This window comes from Acinetobacter sp. CIP 101966, assembly GCF_000369725.1.
GTDB classification, from domain to species: domain Bacteria; phylum Pseudomonadota; class Gammaproteobacteria; order Pseudomonadales; family Moraxellaceae; genus Acinetobacter; species Acinetobacter lwoffii_Q.
In genome coordinates this window covers 462,798-482,274 of the sequence record NZ_KB850160.1, presented here as the reverse complement: position 1 = coordinate 482,274, position 19,477 = coordinate 462,798, and the positions used below count along the sequence as shown (strand labels likewise).

Sequence of the window (19,477 nt, the reverse complement as noted above, 5' to 3'; positions counted from 1 at the left end):
CCTGAATCCTAGTCGTTAAAGTGTTTGTTTGCACTCATATTTTAACTGTTAGGACTCAGGTTTTTTTATTTAAAGCAAACTATGGGACAGCAGTGTCCAACTGGGTGCTTTTTTATTACGGTTATTTAAGTTGCAAGTTTTCTAAATAATGCAGCAATACCGAACTGGCGGCCTGTTCAAGCGCGGGTGCATAGCTTTGATGATCTGCCCGCAGTGCAGGGATATTGATCTGGGCTTTGCGTAACTCACAGGTATGTCCAATCAGCCATTTCTCTAAACTTTCACTGACCACTTCAGCATGGAATTGTAGTGCTAGAATATTCTGTCCTACCTGAAAGGCCTGATTTGGATAAAGGTCAGAGCTGGCCAGTAACTCTGCCTGTTCAGGTAGATCAAAGGTATCACCATGCCAATGCAGGACGTCAATATCTTCCAGAGCTTTTAGTGGATTATTTTCAATAGAAGTAAGACTGAGTTTAGACCAGCCAATTTCTTTTACATCTCCTGGATAGACTTTGGCATCCAATGCAGCAGCAATTAACTGCGCACCTAAACAGATGCCTAACGTTGGTAAGTTCTTTTCTAGGCGAACTTTAAGTAAGTCTATTTCCTGTTGTAAGAAAGGATAGTCCTCAGTTTCATAGACTGCAATTGGGCCACCGAGAATGATTGTTAATCCGGGATGTTCAAAAGCCTTGGTGAGATCATCGATACCAGCTTCGAAATAACGCACACGTAAGCCGAGCTGATAAAAAATATCTTCCCAAGCACCTAAGTCTTCAAAGGCCAGATGTTGAATGGCATACACGGTATCGGGGAGGTGGGCTAAGTTCAACATAGTTTTTTGATATCAAGAGAATGATTTAATTTAACGTGAATCAAAAGCAAAATAAAAGGCTTTATGCCCCACATCACGTGCAAAATAAAAAATAATAAGCATCTCTGCACTATCAGTAAGTGTGTAAAAATTTTTCGTGTGATCGCTACATCAAGCAGTTCATTTTTCCTTTTATATAGAAAAGAGAGTAGAGTAAGGCTGCCGTACTGAATAAAAACAACAAGGTCATCAGGAACAAGGATATGCAGAATATACGTTTATATGTCGATAAAAATAGAATCAGCCCTTATGCCATGTCGGTTTATGTTGCCTTAAAAGAAAAGGGTTTAGATTTTCAGGAAATCGTGATTGATTTAGATCAGCAGCAACAGAAATCTGCGGCTTATCAAGCCATTTGTCCAAGTGCTAAAGTTCCGTTTTTAATAGTAGATAACTTTAGCCTGTTTGAATCATGGGCGATCACTGAATATCTGGAAGATGTCTTTTCGGCTCCAAGTTATCCGGCACTATATCCAAAGGAAATTCAGGCGAGAGCCAAATGTCGCGCCATACAAGCCTTGGTCAAAACCGATTTTATGCAAATCCGCCAACAAATGCCTTCCGATTCGGTATTTCATCCACCAAAAATATCTACATCTCTTACAGCTCCGATCACCGAAGAAATTCAGCGCTTGGTGAATGTGGCAGAACATATGCTGGAGGACATATGGTTGACTGAACACTGGTCCATTGCAGACTTTGATCTGGCCTTTATGTTGCATCGTCTGCTGAGTCATCAGGTGAAACTTCCTGTGAAAATAATAGAATATGTCGAGCGTAATTTTAAGCGGGCTTCGGTACAGGCTTGGCTGGCAGAGCATGAAAAAGCTAAAACTTTAATCTAATGTCGACTGATAAAACAGTTCATAAAAAACCTACTTAAATAGATAAAATTCAAGCGTAATATGAATCAGAACAAGACTTGAAAGATGCTGAGGATACAGTCCTCGTTGAATAAGAAGGAAGGAGTGGCCGGTGGGAAATTCACATCATCATGAGCATAGTCATGTCACCGTGACTGCAAAAAATGCCAGAAAATTATCAATAGCGCTGGGATTAACCACCACTTTTTTAATTGTGGAAGTGATTGCTGGTTTTCTAACTCAAAGTTTGGCCTTACTTTCTGATGCTGCGCATATGTTTACCGATGCTGCTGCACTGGCTATCGCTTTAGTCGCTATCAAAATTGGACAAAAACCGGCAGACAATAAACGGACATTTGGTTATCAGCGCTTTGAGATTTTGGCTGCTTTGTTTAACGCCTTAATGCTGTTTGTGGTTGCGATTTATATCTTGTTTGAAGCTTATCAGCGTTTGAGTCATCCACCAGAAATTCAAAGCCTTGGCATGATGATTGTTGCTGTTTTGGGGCTGATCATTAATCTGATTTCCATGAAAATTCTGGTGTCTAGTAGTCAGGAAAGTCTCAATGTCAAAGGTGCTTATCTGGAAGTGCTCAGTGATGCACTGGGATCTGTAGGCGTGATTATTGGAGCACTAGTGATTTATTTCACCGGCTGGATGTGGATAGATACAATCATTGCAGTATTAATCGGATTTTGGGTATTGCCAAGAACCTGGATTTTGCTGAAACAGAGCATCAATATTCTGCTTGAAGGTGTGCCGGAGGAAATTGATATTGAAAAATTACGTCACGATCTTTTGGCGCTTGATGGGGTCCAGGATATTCATCAGCTCAAGGTCTGGGCGATTACTTCCAAAAAAGTCATGCTGACCGTGCATCTGGTTGCACCGAATGTGGATTATCAGAAACTGCGGCATCAGACCTTTGAGATGCTTCACCATGAGCATCATATTACCGAGATGACCTTGCAGATTGAAGCGGAAGATTGCCCGCCGGAACATCGGGGACAATCCTCACATCCGCATTCACATGCTGAAACCCATCAGCATTGAAGTGGAATAATCTAAGCATCGGGAAAGTTGATTATTTTTTTAAAAGTGAACGAATCACATCCAGATAACTTGGCGGAGCATCGACATACTCACGCTCCCTTAACATCTGGTGCATTCTCCCCAGCTTTTGATGCGGAACAGAGGCCATTAAATGATGTTCAATATGATAGTTCACATGAATCGGGGCAACCAAAGCACGTGCCAGCCAGCCTGCACGAGTAGTTCGGGTATTGCTAAGGGCAGAATGACTGGTTTCTAATCCGGCATGTTCAGCCATGGCACGGATGCGGATGAACAAAGGAAATGGGGTGATATAGGCGAGAGGCCATAATAAATACAGTTTAGGATGGCCGCTGGCCCAAAGCGCAGAAAAAATTGCTGCATTTGAAATTAACATACCAGAACTATTTTTAAGCAAGTTTTTCGCTAACTCTAAATTGCTGCGATCACCACGCGGAATTGGCTTGGGGTCATTGGAAACACTCCATTCCAGTAATTCCAGATCCATTAATACTCGACCAGCGAGAAATTTAAGCCCCGATTGCCCATTCAGGTCACGGAAGAATTTCCTGAATAGTGAGCTTTGCGTAATGGGAAAGTTTTTTACCAACCCCAAGTCAGGATCATCTGGTTGCGAGGTTTTAGCATGATGTTTCAGATGATAAGGACGATACTTGCTGACATCATTCCAGATCGGGCGTGCACAGAGCCAGTCAGTCAAATGAGTGTTCAACCATTTGGTTTTGAACAGGCTATGATGTGAGGCATCATGCATCAAAATAGCCAGCGCAAGTTGTCGGCCAGCCAAAATGGCCAATGCCAGCGCGCACATCAGGACTTTCCCCCACGTAGGTAAATATTCCCAGCTATAGGCTACCGTGCCAAAGGTCATGACAATTATGGTCCAGGTTGAACCTACTGCCCAAGCACCATGCAAGTCTGAGGTCATGGTGAGTTCTTTAATTTCATCACGACTAAAAAGTTCTGTGACACTGACCTTGCTGTTCATTCTTCTGCCTATATTTAGTTCTTATTGTTGTATTCAATATATTTGGATGGAATATTACAGTCAATTTATTTTTGTGTGTAAAAAAGAAATAAATTAGCCCCCTTGGTCTTTAAAATAGTGTTGCCATAAAAGTTGACCCTGTTTTTCTATTTTGCGGACTGCGAGCTCAAATTGTTGTCGGGCATCGGTGTCTATCCATTCTGCAGGAAGCAAAGGATCAGCACGTAAACTAAATAGGGCAGACTTACCTAGATAAAAGGCACTTTTTGCAGCCTCTGCTAAAGTCAGATTTTGGTAATTCTCAAACCAGTCGTTAATATCATGCTGTACGGCATGATAGGTTTGATGTAGCTCTTCGATATCCCATAAATCACGAACTTCGGTTTCATTTTCCAGTTGACTGACTTGGAAAAAACGTGCGTCAGGATCTAATCCAAACTGGATTACAGCTTTTTTTAATGGACTTAGATTCAACGTTAAATTATCGGCGCGAATAAAAACATTTTGCTCTAGTTCCTGAAAACCATAATAACGCAGCGCTTTTTCTCTTTTAGATAAGGCGGTACGGTCTACACGTCCCAAAGTGCCGGTATAGACCAATACATATTTTCCGTTCCACGTGGTCGCCGTTTGCATATCAGGATGTTTGTTTAAGCTGATAAAAGAAGTATCGAATTTTTTCTCTAGCAATTGATATACGCCGCGCTCTACAGCTTGAATGACATTTTCCTGATTTAATCGGGCTACAGCGACACGGATACCATTGTCAGATATACCCAATAATTCAGCAGCAGTTAATATCCGCTTAATAGACAGGGTTGAGTTTTTAGAGGCATATAAAAGATCTAGAATTAGATGACGAGCATTTAATTTATAAGTCATGAAACGATATCGTTATGAAAGGGATTAAAAGTTTTAAAGTTTATCCACAATAGCACTTTGTCATGAATAACCCAAAAAAAATGTCAGGGTAAAAGAGGATGAATAAGTGATTTGAGATATGCATTTTATTAATAAATTTTTTTCAAACACAATAAAAAACCCTTATCTTTCGATAAGGGTTTTTCGTATTCTGGAGCGGGAAAGGAGACTCGAACTCCCGACCCCAACCTTGGCAAGGTTATGCTCTACCAACTGAGCTATTCCCGCAATGAGGTGAATTATAGAGAATTCCACAGCAGTGTCAACTCTCTATAAATCTGTTTGATTAATTAATCAACACGGCGCCAAACTGTACCTTGACGGGTATCCTCAAGAACAACACCTTGATCAAGTAAAGATTGACGGATTTCGTCTGCGCGTGCGAATTCTTTGGCTTTCTTGGCATCCTGACGCTGTTGAATCAAATCTTCAATTTGTTCAGGTGATAGTCCCAATGCTTCCTGACCAATGTCAGACTTGAGGAACTCTTCTACATCTTGCTGTACCAGACCGAGAATATTGGTCAGGTGACGCAAAGTTGCATAATAGATCGCTGCCTGTTCTGCATTTTCTTCTTTCACCGCACGATTCAGCTCTTTATTGATTTCGAACAATACCGCAATCGCTTCAGGCGTATTGAAATCATCACGCATAGCGGTATTAAAACGTTCAACCAAAGCCTCATCCAGAGTTTCAACCAGATGACCACCATAAACCGCCTGATAGGTTTTAAACGAGTGATAGAAACGAGACAAGGTATTTTTTGCTTCTTTTAAGGCAACATCCGAGTAATTTACCGGGCTACGATAATGGGAAGAGACAATAAAGTAACGCACCACTTCCGGATGGAATTTTTCAATCACGTCGCGAATGGTGAAGAAATTGCCTAAAGACTTCGACATTTTCTCGCCATCGACATTAATAAATCCGGCATGCATCCAGTAATTGACATACTGTTCACCAGTTGCTGCTTCAGATTGTGCAATTTCATTTTCATGATGCGGGAAGGTTAAATCAGCACCACCGCCATGAATATCGAAATGATTGCCTAGGCAGCAGGTTGACATTGCGGAACATTCAATATGCCAGCCTGGACGGCCATTGCCCCAAGGAGATGCCCATGACGGTTCATTTTCCTTGGCATGTTTCCACAGTACAAAGTCAAACGGGTGTTTCTTTTCGACTTCAACATCGACACGTTCAGACGCGCCGGCTTGCATATCTTCTAATTTACGGCCAGACAGACGACCATATTTGGCAAACTTCTCGACCTCAAAGTAGACATCGCCATTATTGGAAGGATAAGCCGTACCTTTGTCGACCAGGTTGCCGATCATATCTTGCATCTGATCGATATAATCTGTTGCTTTAGGTGCAACATCAGGTGCAAGGCAGCCCAGTTTGGCAAAGTCTTCATTCATCGCATCAATAAAGCGACCTGTTAATTCTGAGATACTTTCGCCATTTTCATTGGCACGTTTAATAATTTTGTCGTCAATATCCGTAATATTACGCACATATTTGACTTTCCAGCCTTGGCTACGCAGGAAGCGGATAATATAGTCAAATGCAACCACTGTACGTGCATGTCCAATATGACAGTAGTCATAAACCGTCATTCCACAGACATACAGGTCAATCTGACCTTCAACACGAGGTACGAATTCTACTTTTTTGCGTTGCTCTGAGTTATATAGAACAAATGGTTGCATAGCTGTTCAAAAGACTTCAAATAAAAGGATGAATCATCTTAACCTAAGCATAATTATTCATAAAGATAAAAGCGTAAAAAGCCTCAGTTATTTAGGGGAGTTAGGCGACAAGAGTGATTTAGGAAGAAGAGGTTTAGGAAGTGAAATGGCGATATTGAGCTTACATTTTCAGAGGCAGTGTTTGCCAGTATGATTGAATTATATTTGAATGAGTCTGGTCTGATTTGAACCAAACCTATTTTGGATAGCGTAAGCGTGTTCCCCTAAAAAATAAAAATAAGTACATTCTATAGTTTTAAAAATGGAGCGAATGTAGAGGTGGAGATACCAGATTGCGCAAGTTGAATACAATCTGAATATATTAAAAATCCGTCGAATCTTCTACATTTAGAAAGCTTACAATTGCATAGCTATGCTAAAATTGCGAAAATTATGCCCATCAAACCAGAGTTTTTCTCTGTCCTTAGCGTAGGTAAACAGGCTTTGAATCCACAAAAAACAGCGAATCAACTAGATTTCCAGAAAGTCGCACTTGAAACACTTCGCATCGAAGAAAATGCACTACAGATTTTAGCAACACAGATTGATGACCGTTTTAGCCGGGCATGTGAAATTATTCTACAGTGTACTGGCCGTCTGGTGATTACCGGAATGGGCAAGTCAGGTCATATTGGCCGTAAAATGGCGGCGACCTTTGCTTCGACCGGAACACCCTCGTTCTTTATGCATCCGGGCGAAGCCGGTCATGGCGACTTGGGTATGCTGGTGGCTGGTGATGTGCTGATTGCAATTTCAAACTCGGGCAAGAGTGATGAAATCATGATGCTGATGCCGCTGATCAAGCATCTGGAAATTCCGCTGATTACCATCAGTGGTGATGATCGTGGTCCAATGCCACAAAATGCTGATGTAGCTTTGACGCTGGGTAATATTCAGGAGGCTTGTCCACTGGGTTTAGCGCCGACATCGTCAACGACGGCAACATTGGCTTTGGGCGATGCTTTGGCGGTAGCTTTATTGGATGCTCGCGGCTTTACCTCGGATGATTTTGCACGCTCACATCCTGCAGGTGCGCTGGGTAAGCGTCTGTTATTGCATGTGAAGCATCTGATGCGTACTGGCGCAGATTTACCTAAAGTCTCGCCAGATACCGCCATGAATAAAGTATTGTACGAAATTTCCAACAAGCGCTTGGGCTTAACCACAGTCGTCGATGAAAATGATGTGTTGCTGGGGATTTTTACCGATGGTGACTTGCGTCGCTTGATTGATAAGCAGCAAGGTTTTGATGTCAATCTGGCTATTCAGGACGTGATGACCAAAAATCCGTTGACCATTTCTCAGGAAGCACGTGCAGTGGTGGCACTGGAACGTATGAATGAGCATAAAATTAATCAATTTGTAGTTGTTGATGATGCCAATAAAGTCATTGGTGTGATTAGTATGCATGACCTGATTCAGGCTGGGGTAAATTAATAAATGGCATCTTATGTATTATTAGAGCAGGCACGTCATATTGCAGCACTGGTGCTTGATGTAGATGGTATTTTAAGTGATGGCTTTGTAACGCTGACCAATACTGGCGATGAGATCAAATCCTTTGATATTCGTGACGGTCTGGGCATGAAACTGGTTCAGCAAGCAGGGATCAAGGTGATTATTATCACCGGACGTAAAAGCAATATCGTAGAAAAGCGTATGTCGGATCTGGGTGTTGATCTGGTCTATCAGGGCCGTGAAGACAAAGGTACAGCACTTCGTGAAGCCTGCGCACAGCTCAACATTGATCCTGAAGATTGCCTGTACATGGGCGATGACTGGCCTGATCTGTCTGCTTTTGCCATTGCCGGCATGAAAGTGACCGTGCCTAATGGTCATGTTGAAGTTCGCCGCCGTGCCGATCTGGTGACTCAGGCCCAAGGTGGACGTGGTGCGGTGCGTGAAATCTGCGATATGCTGTTAATGTCCAAAGGCATGTACCAAGAGTTACTTGAAAAATATACTCGTGCGCCTTATTAATAAGTCATATCTTTTGGATTAAGTACACCGCTTATGGATACTAAAGTTTTATATATTACGGCTGTGATTATTGCCGCAATAAGTGGTGGTTATTACTATTACAGCGGCAAGGGCAACAAGCTGCAGGCAGATTCTGCGCGCAGCATGACCTATTCCGCTCAAAATATTAACTTAACCCAGACGGATGAAACAGGCCAGGTGTCGGTTCGTGCCCAAGTGGACCGACTTGAGCAGAACCTGCAGCTAGAAACTTCAAAGCTAGAAAATCTGCGAGCATCGACTTATGACAATGGCAAAGTCGATGCAACTTTCTTTGCCAAAATGGCGCATGGTTATGATGACAATACAAAAGTTGTACTCTCTCAAGAAGTGTTCGCCACCAAAATCATGCAAAATGGGAAAATGCAGTTTCGTACTGAAGAACTGACCGCTTTTCCGAAAACACGTGAAATTGAAACAGACAAGACAGTGATTGTGGAATCTCCACAGGCTGAATTTGTCAGCCAGGGTCTTAAAGCCAATCTTAATGATGGTCAATACGAATTCTTTAATATTCGAGGAAAGTATGAACCAAACTCCTAAAGCCAAAATGATGCACACTTTCCTGAAGCGTATGACGCTGGCGACTGTGGTTGGACTCGGTTCAATCGCTGCTTTTGCACTGCCATCTGACCGTAACCAGCCAATCACCTTGCTGGCTGACCGGGCGACTTTCAATGAGCGGACGGGTGTGACGACGTATTCGGGCAATGTCATCATTGAACAGGGCACCATGAAGCTGCAAGCCAATTCGATTGTGGCCAATCTGAACAATAAGCGTCAGATCAGCCTGATTACGGCTACTGGCAGCCCGGCACAGTTCCAGCAAAAAGTGGATCCGGCCAAAGGTCTTGCCAAAGGTCAGGCGCAGAAAATTGTCTACAATGCTGAAACCGGGATTATTACCTTGTCAGGCAATGCCTTCCTGCAACAGGACGGTGCCAGTATTCGTGGTGCGACTTTAAAATACAGCATGAACAAAGGCGATATCGAAGCCACCGGAACACCAAACAAAACCGGTTCATCGTCTGGTCGTGTACAAATCGTGATTCCACCCTCTAGTTCAACATCCTTCCCGGGAGCGCGTGATTAATGGAGCAATCGCAGCAGGTTCAAACCCTCACCATTAAACATCTGGCGAAAAACTATAATAAACGCTGGGTAGTGAAAGATGTATCGTTCAGCATGGAAAGTGGCCAGATTGTCGGGTTACTGGGACCAAATGGTGCCGGTAAAACCACCAGTTTTTATATGGTGGTTGGTCTGGTGCGGATGGATAAGGGAGAAATCTATCTCGATGATCTGGATCTTTCCGACCTCGCAATGCATGAACGGGCACGTAAGGGGATTGGTTATTTGCCGCAGGAAGCTTCAATTTTCCGAAAACTGACGATTTCAGAAAATATTATGGCAATTCTGGAAACCCGTAAAGATATGACCAAGGCACAACGTCAGCAACGTCTGGCGGAGTTACTGGCAGACTTTAAAATCACTCATATCAAAGATTCTTTGGGCATGAGTGTATCGGGAGGTGAGCGACGTCGTGCCGAGATTGCACGTGCACTTGCGGCCGACCCAAAATTTATGTTACTCGATGAGCCTTTTGCCGGTGTCGATCCGATTTCGGTTGGAGATATTAAGGATATTATTACGACCTTGAAAGATCGCGGAATTGGGGTGCTGATTACCGATCATAATGTGCGTGAAACGCTGGCGATTTGTGAGCATGCTTATATTGTCAGTGAGGGTGCATTGCTTGCTGAAGGTACACCAGAAGAAATCCTGGCGAATGAGACTGTGAGAAAAGTTTATCTGGGTGATGATTTCACTGTTTAAATAATCCTGCTTTCTATAAAAACCCTGCATCAGGCGCCAGTTGTCGAATGCAGGGTTTTTTTTGATCAAATCAAAGTGAAAAAGATTTCTTTTAAAGGGATTTGATATATTGTTAGGCTAAAACAAGAAACATTACATAATTATGCGATTTAGGGCAGAACACTTTAAAAAAAATCAGGGGAAAACAGATCAAAAAAGAAGGGGATTGATATTTCTTCTTTTGCCTTTATCTGTGTCTTTGGGGCATGCAGAAAGCTCACCCCATTATTTTGCCAATCTCAAGAATGGCTTGGGCCAGTTGATTGCACCCAAACCAACACGGTCAGCGCATACCATTGATATTACCTCGCTTGGTCATTATTCATTAGATACATCAAAAGTAGCTGAGCTGCCGCAAATTACCCGGCCACAGTCAGGACAGCCAGCTTTAAGTTCTACGATCACAGCTGGCATTCCACAGAAAATGAATCTGATGGAAGCCGTACATCGGGCGGTGCAGCGCCGTCCTGAAATCACCCAGAGTATTTCGACATTATCTGCGCAGGCCGCGAATATTGATGTGGCGAGATCGGGTTATTATCCGCAGTTATCCGGGGGTATCGGGACAGGTGACCTCACTTCCGGTGAACGTGGACGACAAATGGTTTCTTTGAATGCCACCCAGATGCTGTATGACTTTGGCAAAATTAAAACCAATGTCAATGTGGAAGAAGCCCGCTTGGCAGAACAACAGGCCAGGGTGCTGGTCAGTCTGGACCAGGTCGCATTTGAAGTGGCTGATGCAATAGTGAATATTAAGCGCTATCAGGAGATTACCAAGATTGCCCAGCAGCAGATTCAGGGCATTGCACGGATTGCAGAAATTGCCAATTTGCGTGCCCGCGCCGGAATCAGCAGTCAGGCCGACCCGATTCAGGCGCAGTCCAATCTGGAAGCAGCGCAATAAAATCTGATTGTACAGCAGACCCAACTCAGACAATATCAACAACGCTTGCGTACCTTGCTAGGATTTGATGTATCAGCTATTGAATGGGATATTCCTGAGCGCATTGTGGCACAGGCCGATCTTTATCAAGATCCGGAATTTACCCAGATTCCGAACATGATTCTGGCACACGCCGGGGTTAATATTGCCCGTTTGCAAAAAGATCAGGCGCGATTAAGTCCTTATCCGACTATTAGTGTTAAAGGCAGTCTAAGTCAGGCGATGAATGGACGGAATCCGAATAATAATGAAGATGATGGCTTCTATAATTCAGTCATGATTGAAGCCAGCAGTAATTTGTATCAGGGTGGTGCAACACGTTCACAGACTCGTGCCGCAAGCTATGCCGAAGAAGCTGCACGCGCACAGGTCAATACGGTCTATCTGGATGTACTGGATCAGGTGCGCTTGATCCGTGAGCAAATTGAAAATAAACAAAAGCAAATGGGGGTTTTATCCCAACGCCGAGCAACCACGGTACGCACCAAAGAGCTGTATCAAGAACAATATAAATTGGGTACCCGAACCGTAGTGGATTTGCTGAATGCAGAGCAAGCCATTCATAGTGCAGCGCAGGAAATTGAAGCGGCGCGCTATGACATTTATTCGGCGATCGTACAGTACATTCAGGTCACGGGCCGTACACGGGATATTTACGCGCTTAACAGCATTTCTATTCAGGGGTTTGAAGTTCAGCCATGAGTACTACAATAATAAATTATCAACCTTGGCTTCAGGCAGTTTTAAATATTGCCCGGCATTACCGTATTGAGCCTTCTGAGGAGCGAATTCGTCTGCAACTGGACTGGAATCAGCATCATGACATCGATGACATGCTCAAGATTGTCAGTCGTCAGATGGGTTTAAATCTCCGTAAAAATAAATTTGAGCGCAGCCTGCTGAATTCATGGCGTTTACCTTTACTGGTTGAATTCGATAGTGGTGATGTGGGCGTGATCGAACGCATCGACACACAGGGCAATGTCAGCATCCAGCTCAGTGGTGATGAAGGTTTATCTCAAAGCTTTACAGTTGAACACTTAGAGACTGGCATAAAGCATCTTTATGTGCTGCGTCCTGAATCTTCAGTGCCAGATGCGCGGGTGGATGAATATATCAAACCCTTTGAGAAAAACTGGTTCTGGTCAATTGTCCTGAATGACTGGAAGCGTTATATCGATGTGATGTTTGCGTCTTTAATTGCCAATATTCTAGCATTGGCCACGATAGTCTTCTCGATGAATGTCTATGACCGTGTCATTCCATCACAGTCCATTCCGACGTTATGGGTGTTGGCCGGTGGTGTGCTGATCGCCGCGATTTTTGAGTTTGTTTTACGTGTCTCGCGGATCTATCTGTCAGACATTATTGGTAAACGTGCGGATTTAAAAATTTCTGACCGGGTGTTTGGTCATTCATTACGGATTAAAAACAATGAACGTTCCAAATCAACAGGAACCTTCATTTCACAAATTCGCGAGCTGGTGACTTCAACCACAGTTACGGCCATTGCCGATCTGCCATTTTTCTTCCTGTTCTTGGGCATCTTCTGGGTGATCGGTGGCAATCTGTTCTGGGTCATGTTACTCGTTGTGCCCTTAATGATTCTTCCAGGGATTCTGGCGCAGAAAAAACTGGCACAGCTGGCCCAGTTGGGGATGCGCGAATCTGCCATCCGCAATGCCTTGCTGGTAGAAGCTGTAGAAGGAATTGAAGACATCAAGCTGTTAAGAGCTGAAACGCGTTTCCAGAATCAGTGGAATCATATGAATGAAGTATCAGCCGATGTCAGCATACAGCAACGTAAAATTGTCGGCTTGATGACCGCCTGGACTCAAAAAATTCAGGGGCTGACCTTTGCGATTGTGGTTTTAGTCGGGGCCTTTGCGGTGATGGAGGGTGACATGACCACAGGCGCACTGGTGGCCTGTTCGATTCTATCTTCACGCATGCTGGCACCAATTTCACAAATTACGGGTGTACTGGGTCGCTTGCAACAGGCTAAAGTCGCCAAGGCTGGTCTGGATGAACTCATGAAAAAACCAGTGGATCAGCCGGATTATTCGCACCTGATTCATCGTCCGGCACTGGATGGGCATTATGAGCTCAACGGGGTGGTGTTTAAATATGGCGATGATGATCCGAAACCGAGTTTGATGATTCCCAAGCTGGAAATCAAGCCGGGGGAGAAAATCGCGATTCTGGGCCGTAATGGTGCAGGAAAATCGACCTTGTTACAGCTTTTGTCTGGGATGCAGACACCGTTACAGGGCAAGGTCAAGCTGGATGGTATTGATCTGACCCTGATTGATCCGTCAGATGTGCGGCGTGATATGAGTTTGCTAAATCAGAACTCGCAGTTATTTTATGGTTCAATTCGTGAAAACCTGACTTTGGGTGCACCTTTGGCCACCGATCAGCAAATTCTGGAAGCCTTACAAATTACCGGTGCACTGGGATTTGTACAGGAGAAAAAAGAAGGACTGGATCATATCCTTTTAGAGGGTGGTGTCGGCTTTTCTGGTGGGCAGCGTCAAGCCTTGTTATTGGCACGGTTATTGATCCGTCAACCAAAAAATTTGCTACTGGATGAACCGACCGCTGCCATTGATGATGTGTCAGAAAAACAGTTGATTGATCATCTTAAAGGTTATTTAACCCATCGTACGATGATCGTTGCGACCCATCGCCGTGCGGTATTGGAACTGGTGGATCGTATTCTGGTGGTCAATGATGGCAGGATTGTGATGGATGGACCAAGGGATCAGATCCTGAATCAGTCGCAAGGTGGTAATAAGCGGGTTGTGGGAGCAAGTGCATGAGTGAACTACAACAACTAAAACGTTCCAGCAAGGTCAGCTTTCAGGAGCCGCCCTTACCGAAATCAAGTATCATCATCTGGATTATCGGCATTGGCCTATTGGTATTGCTGAGCTGGGCCTGGTTATTCAAATTGGAAGAAGTATCTACCGGTACTGGAAAAATAATTCCATCATCCAAAGAGCAGGTGATTCAGTCTCTGGATGGCGGTATTTTGACTAAACTTAATGTCAAAGAAGGTGAGATTGTCGAGCGTGGGCAAGTATTGGCCCAGCTTGATCCGACCCGCTTTGAATCCAACGTCGGTGAATCAGAATCCTTGCTGGTGTCATCACGTGCCACTTCAGCCCGTTTACGTGCGGAAGTCACCGGCGCACCGTTGGTCTTTCCTGAAGAAGTGTTGAAATACCCCAAATTGGTTAAAGAAGAAACGGCCCTGTATCAGTCGCGTCGAGCCAATTTGCAAGAATCTGTTGCAGGCCTGGAACAGGCTTTGTTACTGGTGCAGCAAGAACTGGAAATGACCGCTCCCTTGGTCGCCAAAGGGGCAGCCAGTGAAGTTGAAGTGTTGCGTCTAAAACGTGAAGCCAATGACCTGCGTAATCAGATGAATGATATCCGTAATCAATATTATGTAAATGCGCGGCAAGAGCTGTCCAAAGCCAATACCGATGTGGAAACTCAGCAACAGGTGGTACGTGGCAAGTCGGATACTTTGAGCCGAACTGTTTTTAAATCACCGGTTCGCGGTGTGGTCAAAGAGATTGATGTGATGACGCTGGGCGGCGTGATTCCACAAAATGGCAAGTTGATAACCATCGTGCCACTAGATGAAAAATTACTGGTTGAAGCTCGAATTTCGCCGCGTGATATTGCCTTTATTCGCCCTGATCAGGAAGCGCTGGTCAAAATTAGCGCCTATGATTATTCAATTTATGGCGGGCTAAGCGGTAAAGTAACCATGATTTCACCGGATACCTTGCGTGATGAAGTCAAGCAGGATCAATTTTATTATTGGGTGTATATCCGTACCGATAGCGACAAGCTCAGCAATAATGCCGGGCAGGAGTTCAATATTACTCCAGGGATGGTGGCCACCGTGGATATTCGTACTGGTTCAAAAACCGTGATGGATTATCTGATCAAGCCATTTAATAAAGCCAAAGAAGCCTTGCGTGAACGGTAATATTTGCCAAGCAATTGAGTAAAACAATCGATCAAAATCAGGCCTCTCCGTGGAGAGGCTTTTTATTTGTCTGTGCAAAGCGGGTATACTGCAGCAGTGAGAGTTTAAAGCCTGAAGTTATGCCATTTACCATTGCCAGCCTGGTCAGTTTTGAGGAAGACATCAAAAAAAGCCGCTTTCAGGCCTTTGCCACACCTGTTGAAAATGAGCAGGACGTCAAAGATTTTCTGGAGGCTTATCGCGATCCAAGTACCACCCATCAATGCTGGGCCTGGAAAATTGGCCATCAGGTACGCTTTAATGATGATGGTGAACCTTCAGGTACTGCAGGACGCCCGATTCTGGCAACCATTGAAGGCAATGAGCTGACCAATGTGCTGGTGCTGGTCAATCGCTGGTATGGCGGGATCAAGCTGGGAACAGGGGGCTTGGTACGTGCCTATGGCGGCTGTGCTGGACAATGTTTGTTGTTAGCAGAAAAAATTGAACTGATTGAAAAGAAAAAGGTGCAATTTTCCTGTCAATTCAATGAGTGGGCCATCTTTCAATATGAGTTGAACCAGCAACAGATTGACTATCAGGAAGAATATACAGCTGAAGGAGTACAGGTCAGAGCCTTATTTCAGTTACATCAAATTCAACCTTTTGCCCTAAAAATTCAAGATGTGACCCGTGGCCGGGAACAGCTCAAAATCATAGAAGAAGCGACAGATGACTGACGTAGATCCATTACTGAAATATCGTGAGCAGCATAAACATCGCCTGAATTATATGCCTTGGCTGTACTGGTCCTTAAAGCCTAAAAATCGCGGTTGGGCAGAAGCGTGGCAAAAGGACTATCAGGCTTATCTGATGGAGATGGAAACCGTCGAGATTGGTGAAAACTGTTTTATTTCACCTCTTGCACATATTTTCGCGGAGCCGGGACGCAAAATCATTATTGGTGATAATACCTTTATTGCCGCAGATTGCACCTTGCATGGCCCTCTGGACATTGGTAATGAAGTGGCGATTAATCATCACTGTATTCTGGATGGCGGTCGGGTGGGGATTAAACTGCATGATCAGGTGCGTATCGCCGCTTATTGTCATCTTTATGCCTTTGATCATGGCATGGATTTGGAGCAGCCGATTTATCAGCAGCCAGTACGTTCGCAAGGCATCGAGATTGGTCGGGATGTGTGGCTCGGTGCGCATGTCGGTATCAAGGACGGAATTAAAATCGCAGATCAGGCCGTGGTGGGAATGAACAGTATGGTGACCAAGGATGTCGAGAAGCGTGCGATTGTCGCCGGTAATCCGGCCCAATTCATTCGCTATCGTGAATAAGCTTTTGGAAGTCAAGTGCTTGATGCAACAGCCTGACTCAGCAGATGGTTCGATATATTGATCTATATTTGTTCACATAAAAGTTAACATATTTCAAGTCAAGCCTTACAGATTTCGCTGCACATTTTTGAATGCTTATGCTAAGTTAAAAATAACTAAGAAATTTTTATCATAAATAGAAGAGAGGCTAAACATGAAACGTGTCATCGCCTGCATCGACTCATCACCATGTATAAACGCGCTGGCTGACGCGGCGGCATGGATTGCCAAACAGACTGGCCGTGAACTGGTCCTGTTACAGGTTTTGGATTATTACCCGGCCAGTTATCATCTGGGGGAAATCAGCGGAGTGATTGGCTTTGAAAGTAATGCCATGTTACTGAAAGAACTGGCTGAGCTTGAACAAAAACAAAGTGAAATTGCGCTGGATTATAGCAATAACCTGCTGCAACACATTTCCGAGCGGATTCTGGCAGAACACGGTATTCAAACCACACATATTCAGGAAAAGGGTGATTTTCTGGAGCAAAGCTTCCAGATCCTGCAGCCTGATGATATCGCGGTGATTGGATTGCTTGGTGAACGCTCGGCTGAAAAAAACAAACCGATCGGTACCAATGTGGAAAATTTTATTCGTGGGGCCAATTGTACCGTGATGACGGTCGGAGAACAGTTTAAGCCGCCGACACGATTTATTTTCGCCTATGAATATTCACCGACCTGTATCAAGATGATGAAACGGATTGCGGAAAGTGATCTGCTGCGCTTATTGCAATGCCATTTGTTATATATCGGTGATCATGCTGAGATTCTGAATGAGCCTTTGCAATATTTAAATCAGGCTGGTTTAGATGTGGTGCCACAATACCGCTATGGCGATGTCGCAGAAAATATTTTGACCTATCAGCAGGAACTCGGAATTCAGCTGATCGTGTTGGGTGCATTTAGTCACAGTAAAATTCACCAGTTCTTTTTGGGCAGTATTGCGACCACGATTTTCCGGAATTCAAAAGTGCCTTTACTGGTTGCGAAGTGAGAATTGCATATAATAGCCAAGCGCGAAGTCTAATCGTAAATTGTTACAGCTTGATTTAAAAATGACCAGAGTTATCCTCATATATTGTGGATAACTCTGTGGTTAATATTTATAAGTTAATGTTATTTATGGTAAATATGTCATTGGGTGATTTTTGTTCTTCTTGTTTTATTTCACAATCGCGAGTGCAAAACCATCATGTCCTTTGCTGCCAACCGTTTGTAAAGCAGTGCATGACAAGATACGTGGATGATTTTGAAGCGCTTTAAACATGTCACGAATGCCTTCAATACTTGGTTTATTATTGTCCGGGTTAATGATTTCGCCAGCACGAATCACATTGTCCAGAAAAATAAGTGTACCTGAGTGCGACAGGTTTAAACTGAGTTCCAGATATTCCGGATAACTCTGTTTGTCTGCATCAATAAAGATGAAATCGAAAGCTTCCGTATCTTCAGGCAGGGCTTTAAGCACATCTGCTGCACGGCCGCATTTCAGTTCGACGGTCTGTTTAAGCTGCGCGCGATCAATATTTTCCTGACCCATTGCCGCATGGGTATCACGTCCTTCAATCGTCAGGATATAGCCATCATCAGGCAAGGCACGTGCCAGCCACATGGTGCTATATGCTGCAAATGTGCCGAGTTCCAGTACACGTTTACACTGGTTCATCTGGATTAGCATCTGCAACAACATGCCTTGATTTGGTGCTACAGCCAGATGATCAGGAAAACCGTGCGCTGCGGTATTCTCAAGAGTTTGATTCAGAATGGGGTCTTCAGGAATTAAATGTGAATCAATGTAGTGATCAATGTCTGTCCACATTTGTTGCATAGTCTTAGCACCTCGATTGCGATGCGTGCATTTTAAACTTTTCGCGGCAGAGCGCAATTTATTGTTCTATAGGTGCTGATTTTTTAGGCTCTAAAAAGTCCTGGATGAACTTTGTAGAGCGGTTGTCATGACTTAGTAATTACACATCGAAGAATTACGGCCTAAACTCGGTCCCCAAGTACGATAACCTTGGGTATCGATGTGGATTTGGCCAGAAGCATACATGCCGAGTCCCATATTTAGGCTTTGACCATGCTGGACCCAGAACTGACACAATTTGAACTTGGTATTTTCAATATAGCTATAATCTTGTGCCTGAGGATATTCAGGCCCAATCCGGAAATCGATCGCAGAGTTGTAAAGATGGCGTGAAGAATTGGCACCACCGGCACACTGGTTCAAAGGCAGGTCACGATAGACTGATGTGACTTCAAAATCAGTCAGTACATTGGCTGCAACCAGATATTTAAAGACTTTTAAAGTTGGGATCTGATTGGCCCATAATTCACGGCTTGGAATCATGTATTGGGAACGGCCACACTTGGCCCAATCACGTGCAGTACGCATCAATTCGAAACTCGGAATGATATTGCCAACCCCATGACGTTCCAGAAAAACCTCATATTCACGCACGCGTGACAAATTATCCAGTGCCGATACCCAGTGGGTATACACATAAGGCACAGTTTTTGGGTGGGCTTTACGATCGTATTGAACACGTTCTTGTGGAATGTAAATCCGTTTTCCAGCAGGTGTGGTGGCCTGTCCAGGTTGTTTTGTGGTCGTGGTACAGCCCACAAAAACAAGAGGAATTATACAAAGACTCAATAATCCCTTTAACAAGTTCTTCATTTATAGAAATCAGATATTTACAAAATAGCGCTATTTTAGACTAAATATAGGGAGAAATTTGGAGAATATTGCAATGAAATGTGTGCGTTGAGTATAAAAAAGATC

General features: G+C 43.9%; 18 protein-coding genes, 1 tRNA gene and 1 pseudogene. 13 read left to right on the top strand and 7 right to left on the bottom strand.

Annotated elements, in window-relative coordinates; translation table 11 throughout:
- Positions 1-121: 121 nt before the first annotated feature.
- On the bottom strand, positions 122-838 hold the full coding sequence (locus tag F891_RS08280; protein WP_005263112.1) for a glutamine amidotransferase: 717 nt from the start codon (positions 836-838) through the stop codon (positions 122-124).
- Between the two features lie 242 nt (positions 839-1,080).
- Between F891_RS08280 and yfcF the strand changes: the two genes are divergently transcribed.
- On the top strand, positions 1,081-1,722 hold the full coding sequence (gene yfcF, locus F891_RS08275) for a glutathione transferase (protein ID WP_005263109.1): 642 nt from the start codon (positions 1,081-1,083) through the stop codon (positions 1,720-1,722).
- A 130-nt stretch (positions 1,723-1,852) separates the two neighbouring features.
- Positions 1,853-2,794: a cation diffusion facilitator family transporter gene (locus F891_RS08270; RefSeq protein ID WP_005263103.1), complete on the top strand. Its 942-nt coding sequence runs from the start codon at positions 1,853-1,855 to the stop codon at positions 2,792-2,794.
- 31 nt (positions 2,795-2,825) lie between these two features.
- Here the strand turns inward: F891_RS08270 and F891_RS08265 are convergent, their stop codons facing one another.
- The 4 genes from F891_RS08265 to cysS all read right to left on the bottom strand — a co-directional run bounded on the left by F891_RS08265 (position 2,826) and on the right by cysS (position 6,436).
- Positions 2,826-3,803, bottom strand: coding sequence for a fatty acid desaturase family protein (locus tag F891_RS08265; protein WP_005263102.1), 978 nt, complete (start codon positions 3,801-3,803; stop codon positions 2,826-2,828).
- Positions 3,804-3,896: 93 nt separating this feature from the next.
- Entirely contained in the window at positions 3,897-4,685 is a 789-nt protein-coding gene (locus F891_RS08260) for a PaaX family transcriptional regulator C-terminal domain-containing protein (protein ID WP_005263101.1), read from the bottom strand.
- A gap of 191 nt (positions 4,686-4,876) precedes the next feature.
- Positions 4,877-4,952 (bottom strand) — tRNA-Gly (locus F891_RS08255).
- A gap of 62 nt (positions 4,953-5,014) precedes the next feature.
- Complete coding sequence (gene cysS, locus F891_RS08250) at positions 5,015-6,436, bottom strand: cysteine--tRNA ligase (protein WP_005263100.1); 1,422 nt, start codon at positions 6,434-6,436, stop codon at positions 5,015-5,017.
- A gap of 432 nt (positions 6,437-6,868) precedes the next feature.
- Between cysS and F891_RS08245 the strand changes: the two genes are divergently transcribed.
- From F891_RS08245 to F891_RS08195, 11 genes and pseudogenes are all read left to right on the top strand, one after another.
- Positions 6,869-7,912: a KpsF/GutQ family sugar-phosphate isomerase gene (locus tag F891_RS08245; protein WP_004279959.1), complete on the top strand. Its 1,044-nt coding sequence runs from the start codon at positions 6,869-6,871 to the stop codon at positions 7,910-7,912.
- 3 nt (positions 7,913-7,915) lie between these two features.
- Positions 7,916-8,455, top strand: a complete 540-nt coding sequence (locus F891_RS08240) for a KdsC family phosphatase (RefSeq protein ID WP_004279958.1) — start codon at positions 7,916-7,918, stop codon at positions 8,453-8,455.
- A gap of 33 nt (positions 8,456-8,488) precedes the next feature.
- A complete protein-coding gene (lptC, locus tag F891_RS08235; protein WP_004729873.1) occupies positions 8,489-9,037 on the top strand; it encodes an LPS export ABC transporter periplasmic protein LptC in 549 nt (182 codons plus the stop codon).
- Positions 9,021-9,587 carry a lipopolysaccharide transport periplasmic protein LptA gene (lptA, locus tag F891_RS08230; RefSeq protein WP_004646679.1) on the top strand — a complete coding sequence of 189 codons (567 nt, stop codon included), beginning with the start codon at positions 9,021-9,023 and terminating at the stop codon, positions 9,585-9,587. Before lptC ends, lptA begins: the two co-directional genes overlap by 17 nt.
- A complete protein-coding gene (lptB, locus tag F891_RS08225; protein ID WP_005104345.1) occupies positions 9,587-10,330 on the top strand; it encodes an LPS export ABC transporter ATP-binding protein in 744 nt (247 codons plus the stop codon). The genes lptA and lptB overlap by 1 nt, the downstream gene beginning before the upstream one ends.
- 220 nt (positions 10,331-10,550) lie before the next feature.
- Positions 10,551-12,017 (top strand): annotated as a pseudogene (locus F891_RS08220) (TolC family outer membrane protein).
- Positions 12,014-14,137 carry a type I secretion system permease/ATPase gene (locus F891_RS08215; protein ID WP_005263095.1) on the top strand — a complete coding sequence of 708 codons (2,124 nt, stop codon included), beginning with the start codon at positions 12,014-12,016 and terminating at the stop codon, positions 14,135-14,137. Before F891_RS08220 ends, F891_RS08215 begins: the two are co-directional and overlap by 4 nt.
- Positions 14,134-15,321 carry a beta-barrel domain-containing protein gene (locus tag F891_RS08210; protein WP_005263094.1) on the top strand — a complete coding sequence of 396 codons (1,188 nt, stop codon included), beginning with the start codon at positions 14,134-14,136 and terminating at the stop codon, positions 15,319-15,321. The genes F891_RS08215 and F891_RS08210 overlap by 4 nt, the downstream gene beginning before the upstream one ends.
- Before the next feature lie 119 nt (positions 15,322-15,440).
- A complete protein-coding gene (locus tag F891_RS08205) occupies positions 15,441-16,040 on the top strand; it encodes an IMPACT family protein (protein ID WP_005263092.1) in 600 nt (199 codons plus the stop codon).
- Positions 16,033-16,650 carry an acyltransferase gene (locus F891_RS08200; RefSeq protein WP_005263090.1) on the top strand — a complete coding sequence of 206 codons (618 nt, stop codon included), beginning with the start codon at positions 16,033-16,035 and terminating at the stop codon, positions 16,648-16,650. Before F891_RS08205 ends, F891_RS08200 begins: the two co-directional genes overlap by 8 nt.
- Before the next feature lie 193 nt (positions 16,651-16,843).
- The gene (locus F891_RS08195; RefSeq protein WP_004279943.1) at positions 16,844-17,686 is read left to right on the top strand and encodes a universal stress protein; all 843 of its coding nucleotides are present in this window, start codon (positions 16,844-16,846) and stop codon (positions 17,684-17,686) included.
- Positions 17,687-17,854: 168 nt separating this feature from the next.
- Here the strand turns inward: F891_RS08195 and F891_RS08190 are convergent, their stop codons facing one another.
- Positions 17,855-18,520, bottom strand: a complete 666-nt coding sequence (locus tag F891_RS08190; protein ID WP_004729865.1) for an O-methyltransferase — start codon at positions 18,518-18,520, stop codon at positions 17,855-17,857.
- Positions 18,521-18,652: 132 nt separating this feature from the next.
- Complete coding sequence (locus F891_RS08185) at positions 18,653-19,372, bottom strand: D-Ala-D-Ala carboxypeptidase family metallohydrolase (protein ID WP_004279938.1); 720 nt, start codon at positions 19,370-19,372, stop codon at positions 18,653-18,655.
- Positions 19,373-19,477 lie beyond the last annotated feature (105 nt).